This window comes from Streptomyces afghaniensis (genome assembly GCF_044327915.1).
In the GTDB taxonomy this organism is placed as follows: Bacteria; Actinomycetota; Actinomycetes; order Streptomycetales; family Streptomycetaceae; genus Streptomyces; species Streptomyces afghaniensis.
Map to the genome: position 1 here is coordinate 815,661 of NZ_JBIRGJ010000004.1, position 12,746 is coordinate 828,406.

The 12,746-nt window shown below is 68.0% G+C and carries 10 protein-coding genes and 1 pseudogene; 7 read left to right on the forward strand and 4 right to left on the reverse strand.

From position 1 onward, the window contains the following. The first annotated feature begins 10 nt into the window (after window positions 1-10). A complete protein-coding gene (locus tag ACH4G3_RS18235; RefSeq protein ID WP_397625518.1) occupies window positions 11-766 on the forward strand; it encodes a class I SAM-dependent methyltransferase in 756 nt (251 codons plus the stop codon). Between the two features lie 576 nt (window positions 767-1,342). Beyond that, window positions 1,343-2,164 (forward strand): annotated as a pseudogene (locus ACH4G3_RS18240) (IS5 family transposase). 83 nt (window positions 2,165-2,247) lie between these two features. Here ACH4G3_RS18240 and ACH4G3_RS18245 read toward each other — a convergent pair. Beyond that, window positions 2,248-2,994 carry a phosphotransferase family protein gene (locus tag ACH4G3_RS18245; RefSeq protein WP_397625418.1) on the reverse strand — a complete coding sequence of 249 codons (747 nt, stop codon included), beginning with the start codon at window positions 2,992-2,994 and terminating at the stop codon, window positions 2,248-2,250. Between the two features lie 602 nt (window positions 2,995-3,596). Then, window positions 3,597-3,800 (reverse strand): helix-hairpin-helix domain-containing protein, encoded by a 204-nt coding sequence (locus ACH4G3_RS18250; protein ID WP_397625419.1) that lies wholly within the window; start codon window positions 3,798-3,800, stop codon window positions 3,597-3,599. 653 nt (window positions 3,801-4,453) lie between these two features. Here ACH4G3_RS18250 and ACH4G3_RS18255 point away from each other — a divergent pair. Beyond that, a complete protein-coding gene (locus tag ACH4G3_RS18255) occupies window positions 4,454-6,475 on the forward strand; it encodes a cell wall-binding repeat-containing protein (RefSeq protein WP_397625420.1) in 2,022 nt (673 codons plus the stop codon). 462 nt (window positions 6,476-6,937) lie between these two features. Then, complete coding sequence (locus ACH4G3_RS18260; protein WP_397625421.1) at window positions 6,938-7,594, forward strand: maleylpyruvate isomerase family mycothiol-dependent enzyme; 657 nt, start codon at window positions 6,938-6,940, stop codon at window positions 7,592-7,594. A 66-nt stretch (window positions 7,595-7,660) separates the two neighbouring features. On the opposite strand, the gene ACH4G3_RS18265 is transcribed toward ACH4G3_RS18260, so the two are convergent. After that, a complete protein-coding gene (locus ACH4G3_RS18265) occupies window positions 7,661-8,494 on the reverse strand; it encodes an LLM class flavin-dependent oxidoreductase (protein ID WP_397625422.1) in 834 nt (277 codons plus the stop codon). Window positions 8,495-8,778: 284 nt separating this feature from the next. Between ACH4G3_RS18265 and ACH4G3_RS18270 the strand changes: the two genes are divergently transcribed. Continuing rightward, window positions 8,779-9,039, forward strand: coding sequence for a hypothetical protein (locus tag ACH4G3_RS18270; RefSeq protein ID WP_397625423.1), 261 nt, complete (start codon window positions 8,779-8,781; stop codon window positions 9,037-9,039). A gap of 14 nt (window positions 9,040-9,053) precedes the next feature. Here ACH4G3_RS18270 and ACH4G3_RS18275 read toward each other — a convergent pair whose 3' ends face one another. Next, window positions 9,054-9,977 carry a helix-turn-helix domain-containing protein gene (locus tag ACH4G3_RS18275; protein ID WP_397625424.1) on the reverse strand — a complete coding sequence of 308 codons (924 nt, stop codon included), beginning with the start codon at window positions 9,975-9,977 and terminating at the stop codon, window positions 9,054-9,056. A gap of 171 nt (window positions 9,978-10,148) precedes the next feature. Here ACH4G3_RS18275 and ACH4G3_RS18280 point away from each other — a divergent pair, with 171 nt between their 5' ends. After that, window positions 10,149-11,189, forward strand: a complete 1,041-nt coding sequence (locus ACH4G3_RS18280; protein WP_397625425.1) for an NAD(P)-dependent alcohol dehydrogenase — start codon at window positions 10,149-10,151, stop codon at window positions 11,187-11,189. Window positions 11,190-11,344: 155 nt separating this feature from the next. Next, the gene (locus ACH4G3_RS18285; RefSeq protein WP_397625426.1) at window positions 11,345-12,691 is read left to right on the forward strand and encodes an aldehyde dehydrogenase family protein; all 1,347 of its coding nucleotides are present in this window, start codon (window positions 11,345-11,347) and stop codon (window positions 12,689-12,691) included. Window positions 12,692-12,746 lie beyond the last annotated feature (55 nt).

The window sequence follows — 12,746 nt, forward strand, 5'->3', positions numbered from 1 at the left end:
GGTAGTGGTTGTGACGGAATACGACGTGCTTGCCGAGGTGTACGAATGGCTCATCTCGGATGCAAAGTTGCCTCCCGCCGAGTTCGCTGCGTCGTTCGATGACGTCCTCAGTCTCCTGCCGTCGAACGCTCACGTCCTCGACTGTTCGTGCGGAACCGGACAGTTGGCGGTTGGCCTCGCTGGTCGTGGCATACAGGTTGTCGCAACTGACGCCAGCGAAGCGATGGTTCGCCGGACTGCAGAGCTGTCTGAGGAGTTCGGGGCCTCCGTCCGGGCCGTGCGGGCGAACTGGGAAGAGTTGACCGATCATTTCGAGGACGACACGTTCGACATGGTGTTCTGCGTTGGCAACTCGCTTCACCATGCCGCGGGCGCGACAGGCAGGGGTGCTGCTCTGGAGTCGATGTCACGGCTTCTGCGCCCTGGCGGGCGCTTGGTGCTCACATCCCGCACTTGGGAACTCGTGAGGGCCAGAGGTTCCCGGCTGGACATCAGGGACCGACTCGTCCGACGAAACGGTCGCGATGCCGTCGTGGTCTACCGCTGGGAGATTGCGCCGCATTGGGAGGATGAGCACCACATCGAGATTGCGATCGCCCAAGTTGATGCGACTGGACTGGTTCTTGTCCGCTCGGAACTGCTGTCCTGCTGGCCCTACCGGTACGAGGAACTCGAAGTCGAGCTGCACCGGGTCGGACTCCGGACGGAAGTGAGCACGTTCGATCTTGAGGCCGAGAACTACATGGTGGTCGCGAGCAAGGTATAGACACCGGGCTCTCAGTCCCTGGCAGGACCGTGCGGTCGCTCGCAGGACGCTTTTGTTGTGCGGCCGACTACCTGATCGAATGAGGGGACTCCAAGGAATATTGCAGACTGCCACAACGGCCGCCAACTCCTCCTGCGCGGCGAGGACGGCGCCCGCGGCGAGTGGCGCCTGCTGTCCGCCTGCCGCAACCTCCGCAAGATCTTCCGCCACATCGGAGCCGCCGGACTGGCCGTGGCGCTCGCCTGACCGCCCACAACCGGCAACCTCCGGCGCCGATTCCCAAACCCGAGACCGACACTCCGACACCGACAGCCCCGCACCGAGCGGCGAACGACTTCATCCCGCCGATCAGGACCGACCGGCTGATCGCCGATTGCTGAGACACGTTCCTAGCCCAGCGCCGCTTCACTCCGGATGAACCGCCGGGCGATCGAACCGCCGCGCTCGTCCACTGGCGACTTCACCAGCTGCGTCGCCGACTACATCGTCGAGCGTCACAACCCCGACCTCGGCGTCCTCCCCTTCCTCAAGACACTGCTCATCCGTCACGTGCGTGACCTCACCACCGAGACGAGGATGGCTGCCGTCAGGCCGTGGGAGATCGACGCCGAGTTGTGGGCGCGCATCGAGCCGCTGCTGCCGGTCGTCCCGCGCAATCCGCGGCGTCCGGGTCGTGAGCGTCTGGATAGTCGCAAGGTGCTGTGCGGGATCTCTCGTTCTGTACACCGGGATCCGCTGGGAGTTTCTGCCCCAGGAGCTGGGCTTCGGCTCGGGCTCGGGGATGACCTGCTGGCCGACGCCTGCGGGACTGGAACGAGGCCGGGGTCTGGCAGCGGCTGCACGAGCTGCTGCTCTGCGCGCTGCGGGCCGCCGACATGCTGGACATCTCTAGCGCCGCGGTCGACTCCGGCCACATCCGCGCGTGAAGGGCGGGCCCGCCACTGGACCGTCCCCAGTGGACCGAGGCAAGTCCGGTAGCAAGCACGACCTGATCGTCGACACGCACGCCATCCCGCTCGCCGCGATCACCACCGGCGGCAACCGCAACCACGTCACCCAACTGATCCGCTGATCCAGGCCGTCCCGCCGATCCGTGGCAAGCGCGGTCAGCCACTGCGCTGCCCGAAGCACCTGTATGCCGACCGCGGCTACGACCACGAGGTCTACCGGGACAAGGTCCGTCAGTTCCAGATCACCCCGCTCCTCGCCCGGCGTGGGACCGGGCACCGCTCCGGCCTGGGCGTGTACCGCTGGGTCGAGGAAGGAGCGATCGCGCTGCTGCACTGGTTGCGCCGCCTGCCCATCCGCTGGGAGATTCGCGACGACATCCACCACGCGTTCGTCACCCTCGGCTGCGCCGTCATCTGCTGGCGACGTCTGCGCACCGCACTTCGTTGAGGGTATGGGCAGGCGATTGCCCAGCGGATGGCCTTCTCGGTGCGTCAGAACGCATTCGAAGCAGTACCGGGGCCCGCGCAGCCTCACATGAGGGATCTCAGCACGTCGACCTCGCAGCCCGGCGCGAACGGGTCGAAGCCGTGCTCGATCAGCCAGCGAACCGCCAGCAGGCTTCGCAACGACCACCACGCGTGGATCACGTCGAGGTCGATGTCAGTGCCGTAGCCGGCGATGACGTCGTCAAGGTGCTCCTCGTGTCCGAGCGTGAAGGTGGCGAGGTCGTACAAGGCATCACCCTGGCCCGCCTCGGACCAGTCGATGATGCCCGTGACCTTGTCGCCGTCGACGAAGACGTGTGCGATCTGCAGGTCGCCGTGAGTGAACGCCGGAGTCCACGGCCGGAGCGCGGCCTTGGCGACCTGGCGGTTGCGGGTGACCAGGTCCGCGGGCAGGACGCCGTTCGTCACGAGCCACTCGCACTCGTCGTCGAGTTCCGCCACCAGCGCGATGATGCTCCGGCCGGCCCGGCCGGGCCGGGGCGGCAGTGGCCCATCGTGCAGCTTCCGGATGGCGGCGCCCGCTGCGGCCCATGCCGTCGGCGACCCGGTCGACGGCCCGCCGAGGCGTCCGAGCGTCGTGCCCGGGAGTGCGGCGATCGCGAGCACGGGCGGCTTGCGCCACAGGACCTCCGGGGTTGGGACTGGCGCGAGGGACATCGCCTCGACCTCGACGTCGATGCGCGCCTGATCGGCGTCCACCTTCAGAAACACATCGCCGACGCGCAGGGTCGCGCGCTCGGAATGGGCGACGACGACTTCGACCTCATCCATGGGCGACCAGTATCCCGGGGCTGATCGCCGACGTCGCAGGGTTTCTCACGTGCGATCACGCGGCTGACCGCGTCCCGCTTGCCTCGCGGCTTCGTGCACGACACCGACCTCTCACCAGGTCAAAGCCCACCACCCTTGTTAGGGGTCCTAAGCGGGCTGATTCGAGTGGCCCTGGGTCTGTTCCACGGTGGCTTGGACGTAGGCGAGCTTGGTCTTCACCCGCATCGGTTTGCCCGAGGTATTCGTGCCGGCGTGCTGTCTCTGCCTGGCGCCAGCCATCGTCCGATGTCCATGCCGTGGACGGTGATGCCGGGCAGGATGTCTGCCTCGCCTGCACGGTTCGGTCGCGCAGGTCAGCTACATCGCGAGCGGCATGCAGCCGGTCCCAGACTGCGACGGCCGACTGCCACTCGTGGCGTGCCGTCAGCCACGCCCCGTTCAACGACCGCAGCTCCTCCAGCTCGGCAGTCCGCGCGGCATGGGACTCGTATCGGAGGTGGCCGCACCCGTTCCCGGACCAGGCCCAAGCTGTAACGGGGCGCTTCTCCTGACGGGACCCGCCGACTGACGCGCTCAACGCGGCGCGTTGGGAGGCGTTCACGTCAGCTCAGGCTGAGGCCGCGCTCCCGCAGGGCCTCGCGGAGCACACGCAAAGCCTTCGGGCCCACGCCGTGCAGGGCCTTCAGTTCCTCCTCGGACACGTCGGCGAGCTGGCTGAGTTCGGTGTATCCCGCGGCTGCGAGAGGGCGAGTCGCCGGCGCTCCCATGCCACGAGGAGGCCCGCTGTCTGCTTCGGTAGGTTCCATGAGGCGATCGTGACATGTGGCCGTCGCCCCTGCTTCTGAGACGGGCAATGGCATCGGCAACTCGAGACCGCGGGCCGGCTCCTGGGGGTGTCATGGCAGCCAGCCCCGTGCCGGATCACTCCGACATCGCCTCGCGGGCGCAACAGAGTCGGAAGGCGCGAGACGCGAGGCTCTATCAGAGCGCTGACCTGCGGCGTACTCCATCCGCCAAGTCGACCGCTCGCCCGGGGTCCGGCCGCCCGACCTGCTGGTCGCGGTCGTCGAGGCGGTCGTGCACTCCGGGGGGGACCATGGCCGGGATGCGCCACCTGCGGAAGCAGACCCCGGTGTTGGGGCTGCAGCAAGGACACATGAGGCAAGTAGCAGGCTGCCCGTGAGACTCATGCCTTCGGTGTTGTACTGGTGGGCTCGCCTCATTCGAAAGGGCGCCGTCGTACGTCAGCCGAAGCCGATGAGCGAGGTGGCGACACGCATCGCCGGCCGACCGCAGGTTCCGGCCGCTTGATCACCGGCCGGCAAAGCCGGGAGCCCCTGTCTTCACAGCGGTCGCGACCTGCGGCTACTGTTTCGCCGCTGTCGTGCGGACGAACGTGAAGCCGTCCATTCGCCTTGGGGGAGGGGATCGGCAGCCATCCATTCACTATGGGGGCACATTGAACCTGCGTACGCGCAGCAGATCCGCGGCGCTCACCACTGCCGCCGCGCTCGCGGCGGGCCTCTTGGCCGCGCTTCCCGGGCCGGCCGCCGCCGTCCCCGGCAACTGGCCGGCCACCGACGGGAAGCTGCTCTACACGGACGTCGGCGGTCAGATGGCGTTCGTCCGTCCCGACGGGTCATCGTGGTCACAGTTCCACCCGACCGGAGACCAGGGCGCCTGGTCCGCCGACGGCAGCCAGGTCGCCTTCGTGAACCACTACGACGACCACATCCGCACGGCATGGGCCGACTCCGAGGACACCGGCGTCGACATCGCCATGCCGTCGGGCAGTGACTGGCATCCTGCCGATCCGACCTTCTGGTACGGCGGCGGCGACATCGTCTTCACGGCCGGCGGCCGGCTGCGGCTGACCGCGGCCGACGGCACCCGCACACCGAAGGCCCTGTTCAGCACCGATGTCGACGGCTGCGACTCCGAGCCCAGCGGCGCGGTGAACGGCATGCTGGCCTTCGTACGCACGGGCACGAGCTGCGGGACGGCGGGCGCCCCTGCCGTCTGGGTCTACAACGGCCGCTCCGGGGCGTTCACCAAGCTGGCCGACAACGCGAAGGACCCGAGCATCTCCCCGGACGGCCGGTCGGTGGCGTTCACACGGTCGGTCGACGGGCACAGGCAGCTCTTCAAGGTCAACACCGACGGCACCGGGCTCACCCAGCTCACCACGGACGCCGTGGACCACAACCGGCCCGCCTGGTCGCCGCAGGGTAATCGGATCGCGTACGACGTTTTCGTCTCCGGCGACCCCGACGTCCCCAGCGGACCCCAGCTGCGGATCCACGACCTCGGCACGGGCACCCAGACGCAGGTGCCCCAGGGCACCGGCACCGACGTCGCCTGGCAGCCGCTCAGGGACAACGCGATCTCCCGTGTCTACGGCTCCGACACCTACGACACCAACATCGCGTCGTCCAAGTGGACCTGGAACACGGTCGGCGCCGGCGCGACCGGCCTGCCGAACGCGAACGCGGCCGTCCTCATCAGCAAGTCCGACGCGGCCTACGCCACCACCGCGACAGCGCTGGCCGGCAAGAAGCGGGGGCCGGTGCTGATGACCTCCGGGACGGCCCTGGACTCCTCGGTGCAGACGGAGCTCAAGCGCATGCTGCCCAAGGGCAGGACGGTATACCTGGTCGGCGGCACCAAGATCCTCAGCAGCGCGGTGGCGTCCAAGGTGACCTCGCTCGGGTATGTGGCCAAGCGGCTGTCCGACGTCTCGCGCTATTCCACCTCGGTGGCCGTGGCCAAGGCCATCACCAGCACGCCGAAGTACGTCTTCCTCGCCACCGGCACCGACCACCACAACGCCCTCGCGGCGAGTTCCGCCGCCGGTTCCATGGGCTCCGCCGGTACCGCGACCGTCCTGCTGACCGACGGTGCGACCATGACCGCGTCGGTCTACGGGTACCTCAACAAGTACAGTCCCGGCACGACGAAGATCATCACGGTTGGGGTCGACGCCGAGTCGGCGCTGACCAAGGCGTACAAGGCCGGGAAAATGCCGAACTGGCCCGGCTCGTACAGCTACTACCGGGTCGCCGGCTCCACGCCGCAGTCGAACGCCATGCGGCTCGCCGACATGTGGTGGTCGCTGCCGTCGAACGCCGCCGTGGCCTCCGTGGGGAGCTGGCGGGGCGGTGTCTCCGCCTCCTCGGCGATGACAACCCACGGCCCGCTGCTGTGGACCGACGTCACCTCGCTGTCGTACGACACCAAGCGGTACCTGATGCGAATGTCGTCGAGCATGTACCACGTGGCTGTCTTCGGCGGCTCGGGATCGGTCGACGCGTCTGTCATCCCCAAGATCGGTGCGGCGATCGGCGTGGGCACCCACTACGTCTACACGCCGTACTACAAGGGCGTGGCGCCGCACACCACGACCGCGCAGCCGCTGTCCGGCGGCACCGGGTCCGCGCCGAGCCCGGATCTCGCGCCACTGCGGGTGGCGGCCACGAAGTAGCCCTCGCGGACTTCAGGGCCCCGGTCAGCCGGTCGGGGCCTTCGCCGCGGCCGCTAGGACGATGCTGCCAGCGCACCCGGGCCGACTGGGTGGCCGACTGCGCAAGTGGCCCGGGAGAACCCGGATCTCGCGGCAGAGCTGGCTCGGGCCGTCGCACCGAAGTGGATCGCCTCACGTTCAACACCAACATTATCGAGACCGGAACCGAGTCCTACCGACTGGCTCGCACCAAGGCGCAGAAGAACGACGCCGCGAACTACGCCGTCACGATGCCACGCAGTAGCTGAGATCAGTCGCGGTGAGCGAGGCAGGCACGATACGCAACCATGTCGTGCCTCGTTCGCCCGGCCGGTTCTCTGTGGCCGACCCGCGTTGACGAGACAGTTCTTACGTCCCGCAGTCGATGAATTTCGGGGGCGACAGGAGTCTGATGGAGGACACCCGATCTCTGGAGGCTGCCCTATGGCTGAACCGCACGTTCTGGAAACTCGGAGAGCCCTGGAACGGGCGATCCACGTCGAGCGGTTGGCGCTCGCTCAAGACCTCGCCGAGCTAAGCGAGGCCCAGTGGGCGAAAGCGTCACTGTGTGAACGCTGGACCGTGGAGGAGGTCGTAGCCCACCTGACGGCAGGTGCCAGCACGAGGATGTGGCGCTGGCTGCTGAGCATGCTGGCCGCGCGGTTCGATCCCGATCTGCACAACGCCCGACGGCTCGCGAAGCACCGTGGTGCTACACCTGAAGAGACCTTGCGGCGATTTCGCGAAGTTGTCGCCGGGCCAGCGGGGCCGACCGGACATACCGCGGCCTGGCTGGGCGAAGTAGTCGTCCACAGTGAGGACATCCGCCGGCCATTGGGTCTTGTGCGGACACCCCCGGTGGCCACCACGACCGCCGTGGCCCGGTTCTTCGCCGGCCGTGATTTCACCGTCGCCAGCAACACTGCAATCGCGGGCTTGCGGGTCGAGGCCACAGACGGACCGTTCACCACCGGCTCGGGGGATCTGCTCCGGGGGCCGACCCTCTCGCTGGTGATGGGGATGGCAGGCCGTGCAGCGGCCTGCGAGGACCTTGAGGGGGACGGTGCGGCAGTCCTGCGTGCCCGACTGCGCTCAGGCTGAAGAACAAATTCAACGAAGCTGGGGAACATTTGATGTCCGCCCGATTATGCAGATCACCAGCTCCGCTTACGCGCGAGGAGGACCGGCGTCGACGACCGCCATCGACAGTTCAAGCGGATCGAAGTGGATCAGTGACTCCAGCCACCAGGTCATGCCGGACTCGGCGAGTCCCCCGAGGTCCACGTTCTTGTCTTCCTGCCACGCGGGACTCGCGTTCCCGCGCACGGCGATGTCGAACGCCCGGTCCTCAGACAGGCCGGCACGGAGCAGCCCCTGACGGATGTCGGCGACTTCTTCGGCGGTCAGCTCGTGGTCGTCCGGGTTGGGAAAGATTCCGTCGCAGCCCGCGGCCCGGCTGATCACCCGCGGGTTGTTGGTGGAGCTGGCCATCCAGACCGGGATGCGGTGCGGCTCGGGTTCCGTGGCTGCCAGGTTCACCTGAAAATGCGGGCCGCTGTGCTGGATGGCCTTACCGGCCCACATCGCCCGCATCAACGTCAGTCCCTCGGTGAGCATCGCCGAGCGGGTCGCCAGACCTGTGGGTTCCCCGAAGCTGCTGAAATCACCGGACTCGTCGACGCCCACTCCGGTACCGACGACGAGCCGTCCATGGGAGAGCCTGCTGACGGTGGACGCGTGCCGGGCGACCATCCAGGGCCGGCGCCGGGCCAGCGGCGTGATCGTCGGACCGAGCAGCAGGTTCTCGGTTGCGTGCGCGATCGCGGCCAACGTGGTCCAGGGATCGGCGATCGGCATCGCGTCGGTGACCACGTGATCCCACAGGAACACACCGTCCCACCCGGCGGCTTCCGCTCGCACCGCCAGTTCCACAAGGACGTTGGGGTCGCCGAACGGACCGAACGGCGGCAGGTAGACACCGAAGCGCAAGTTCTCGTGCACGGGGACTTCTCCAGGGCCGGCTGCTGGGACGAGGGCGGATCAGGTGGCGATCCACTCCGTTCAGTCTGGCGACCCCATTTCGCGGCGGGTGAATTGGGTCACCGATCAGCACGGAACAGCAAGAGATGCGGGCAGAGCCTCGGCCGGACTCGACCGGCGCCACCCACGGTGACCACGGGCCCGCACTCAACGGGGGTTACGCGACGGTCGATTACGCGAGCTCACCAGTACGGAGGCGGCAGTACCCCGCGCCGCCCAGGGGAGTCCGTGGTCGGCGAGATGGCTTGGTTGTACGTACGGAAGCCAACCTGAGTCGGCTACGGAAGGAGAACAGCGACCTGCGCCGCACCCTTGCCCTGTACGAGGAGGCCATCCGCCGGCTGGCCATCGAAAACGACGCCCTGCGCAGTGGCGCCGCCGTCATTCGCCTGCCCGACCGCAGCACGTGCTCGCGCCATCCGCGCCGTCCTGAATCCGACACCGCCCCCGGAGGCGTCTGGCGTGCGGAAGGACGCTGGGCGTCGCGTGCAGCCAACTACCGATGATCAAGGGAAGTTCATCAAGTCGTGCGTGCCGGCGGCATCCCGGCTCCCGCCCTTGTCGCGTCGGTGCCCCAGCTGGCCAGCAGTCGTAGTGCCTCCGCGGACGGGGAGTCGGGCTCGGCGTGGTACGTCACCAGCATCTGTTCGTGGTCGTCGGCCAGGTGGAACGACTCGGTGCGGAGATCGAGTTCGCCGACGAGCGGGTGGTGCAGGCGCTGGACGTCGTGGCACCTCTCCTTCACGTCGTGGGTGGCCCACAGCCGCCGGAACTCCTCACTCTTCACGGAGAGTTCGCCCACCAGAGCGGACAGCCGGGGGTCTTCCGGATGGGAGCCGGCGTCCATGCGCAGCTGAGAGACGACATCGTTCGCTTTGTGCTCCCAGTCCACGAACAGGTCGCGGTACTCGGGCCTCAGGAACACCAGCCGTGCCCAGTTCTGCTCCTGCGTGGGCAGCTCGGCCCAGTCGCCGAAGACCGCCGCGGCCATCCGGTTCCAGGCGAGGATGTCCGAGCGCCGCCCCACGAGTATCGCCGGGACGCCGTCCATGGCGTCCAGCAGCGTCCGCAGGGAGCCCCGCACCTGCTGGCCGCGGACGGCCGGCTTCTTCTTCTGCTGCTTCGGCTTCGCCAGGTGCGTGAGGTGGGCGTGCTCGGCGTCGCTCAGCCTGAGCGCGCGGGCGATGGCGTCGAGGACCTCCGCCGACACGTGCCGCCCGTTGCCCTGTTCCAGCCGCGTGTAGTACGCCACGGACACCCCGGCCAGCTGCGCCAGCTCCTCGCGGCGCAGCCCCGGCACCCGCCGGTACCGTCCGAAGCTCCGCAGCCCCACGTCCTCCGGCTTCAGCCGGGCCCGCCGGGTGCGCAGGAACTCGCTGAGCTCGGCACGCGGGTCCAGAGCGCCGGCGGCGGGCTCGTACACCGGTTCGGGGTGTTCGTCCATGCCTCGAGTATCCCCGGTCGGACGCACACCAGCCTGACCCAGCCAGTGGTAGGCATCGCGGGCATACACAGAGCCGTGGCCTGGGTGGATGCCGGCCCGTTCGGGACGCTGGCCACCGTGCCCGGTCGGAAGGCGGCCGGGCAGGGAACCTCAGCCAGGAGAACCATCGGTATGACCACTGTTGCTGCGTACGCTGCCTCCGCCGCCAAGGCTCCCTTGGAGCGCACCACCATCGAGCGTCGTGCGGTCCGCGAATTCGACGTGCTGATCGACATCAAGTTCGCGGGCATCTGCCACTCGGACATCCACCAGGTCCGCGAGGGCTGGGGTGAGGCGATCTTCCCGATGGTCCCGGGCCACGAGATCGCGGGCGTCGTCTCCGAAGTCGGCCCCGGCGTGACCAAGTACAAAGTCGGCGACCGCGTGGGCGTCGGTTGCATGGTCGACTCCTGCCGCGAGTGCGACAACTGCAAGGCCGGCCAGGAACAGCACTGTGTACAGGGGGCCATCCAGACATACGCCGCCATCGGTCGTGACGGAGAGATCACCTACGGCGGCTACGCCACGCACGTCGTCGTCGACGAGAACTTCGTCGTCCGTATCCCCGACGGGCTGTCCCTGGACGTCGCCGCGCCGTTGCTGTGCGCGGGCATCACCACGTACGCGCCGCTCAAGCAGTGGGGCGCGGGCCCTGGCAAGAAGGTCGCTGTGGTCGGTCTGGGCGGTCTCGGCCACGTGGGCGTCAAGATCGCGCACGCGCTCGGCGCGGAGGTCACGATCCTCTCCCAGTCGCTGCGCAAGAAGGACGACGGCCTGAAGCTGGGCGCCGACCACTACTACGCGACCAGTGACCCGAAGACGTTCGAGCAGCTCGCCGGCTCCTTCGACCTGATCGTCTCCACGGTGTCGGCGCCGCTGGACTTCGGCGCGTACCTCAGCCTGCTGAAGACGGGTGGCGTCCTGGTGAACGTGGGCGTCCCGGAGGAGCCCGTCGCCTTCCACCCGTTCTCCCTCATCGGCGGCAACAAGATCCTCGCCGGGTCGATGATCGGCGGCATTCCTGAGACGCAGGAGATGCTGGACTTCTGCGCCGAGCACGGCATCGGCGCGGAGATCGAGCGGATCACCGCATCCGAGATCAACGAGGCATACGAGCGGGTCACCGCCGGCGATGTGCGCTACCGGTTCGTGATCGACACGGCGACCATCTGAGACCGGTCGAGCGAGTGAGGGCCCCGGCGGATGAGGCGGATTCCAGGGGCCGTTGAAGCACAAGCCGTCATCCGCCACCCACCACATCACCCGTACCACGGCATGCCACCAACTCCTTGACGGCATGGCGTGCATCAAGAACGGAGTACACCCCCATGACCGCAACAACAGCCAACGAGTCCAGGACCCGCCAGAGCGAAACGGCCGCGGAGGTGGTCGGCCGCCTTCGTGCGACGTTCAACACCGGCGTCACCCGCGGACTGGACTGGCGCGTCAGCCAGCTGCAGCGGCTGCGGGCACTGCTGGTCGAAAACGAGCAGGAGCTGCTCGAAGCGCTCTGGGCGGATCTGAGGAAGAACGCCACCGAGGCGAAGACGCAGGAGATCGACTTCACCGTCGCCGACATCGACGAGACGCTGGCAAATCTCGAGAGCTGGCTTCAGCCTCGCCCGGTGGAGGTTCCCGCCCACTTCGGTCCCACGACAACGGCATACACCACGTACGACCCGCTCGGAGTCGTCCTGGTGATCGCTCCCTGGAATTTCCCACTGCACCTTCTCATCGACCCCATCATCGGCGCACTGGCCGCCGGCAACACCGTGGTGGCCAAACCGAGCGAGATCTCGGTGCACACATCGGCGGTGGCTTCACGCCTCCTGCGCCAGTACTTCGACGCCGACGTGCTCACCGTCGTCGAAGGGGGCGCCGATGAGACCACGGCCCTCCTGGCACAACGCTTCGACCAGATCTTCTACACCGGCAATGGCACCGTCGGCCGGATCGTCATGGCCGCGGCCGCCAAGAACCTCACCCCCGTCACGCTCGAACTCGGAGGCAAGTCGCCGGTCTTCGTGGCGCCCGACGCCGACGTGGACGAGACCGCCAAGCGGCTGGTCGGCGCCAAGTTCGGCAACGCGGGGCAGCAGTGCATAGCCCCCGACTACGTTCTGGCTGACCCTGCCACCGCCGCCGCACTGGTCCCCGCCCTCCGCGCGGCGGTCGACGCCCAGTTCGGCTCCACCCCGCAGACCGCGGCCGGCTTCGGCCGGATCATCAACGAGCGGCACTTCGACCGGCTCACGCGTCTGCTGGACTCCGGCCGGGCGGCGGTGGGAGGCCAGCACGACCGCGACGACCTGTTCATCGCACCGACCGTGCTCACCGATGTCGACCCCGCATCGCCGGTCATGCAGGAGGAGATCTTCGGTCCGATCCTCGCCGTCGTCGAAGTCGAAGACCTCGATGCCGCCATTGCCTTCATCAACGAACGCGACAAGCCACTCGCGCTCTACGCCTTCACCACGTCCGAGACCACCAAGTCGCGCCTCCTGAACGAGACTTCCTCCGGTGGCGTCGCCTGGGGCCAGCCGGTGATGCAACTGCTCATGCCCGGCCTGCCTTTCGGTGGCGTCGGCGAAAGCGGCATGGGCCGGTACCACGGCCGGTATTCCCTCGAGACGTTCAGCCACCTCAAGGCCGTCGCGGACGTCCCGCTCAACTAGGCCCGCCCTCTTGCGAAGCAGGCTGTCCTGTCCGACTGGTGATCGGCAACGCAGA

What these genes read in the sequence shown, in the direction of transcription:
- ACH4G3_RS18245 (WP_397625418.1), bottom strand. Translation starts at nt 2,994, where the DNA reads ATGGATGAGGTCGAAGTCGTCGTCGCCCATTCCGAGCGCGCGACCCTG.
- ACH4G3_RS18250 (WP_397625419.1), bottom strand. Translation starts at nt 3,800, where the DNA reads ATGGAACCTACCGAAGCAGACAGCGGGCCTCCTCGTGGCATGGGAGCG.
- ACH4G3_RS18260 (WP_397625421.1), top strand. Translation starts at nt 6,938, where the DNA reads ATGGCTGAACCGCACGTTCTGGAAACTCGGAGAGCCCTGGAACGGGCG.
- ACH4G3_RS18275 (WP_397625424.1), bottom strand. Translation starts at nt 9,977, where the DNA reads ATGGACGAACACCCCGAACCGGTGTACGAGCCCGCCGCCGGCGCTCTG.
- ACH4G3_RS18280 (WP_397625425.1), top strand. Translation starts at nt 10,149, where the DNA reads ATGACCACTGTTGCTGCGTACGCTGCCTCCGCCGCCAAGGCTCCCTTG.
- ACH4G3_RS18285 (WP_397625426.1), top strand. Translation starts at nt 11,345, where the DNA reads ATGACCGCAACAACAGCCAACGAGTCCAGGACCCGCCAGAGCGAAACG.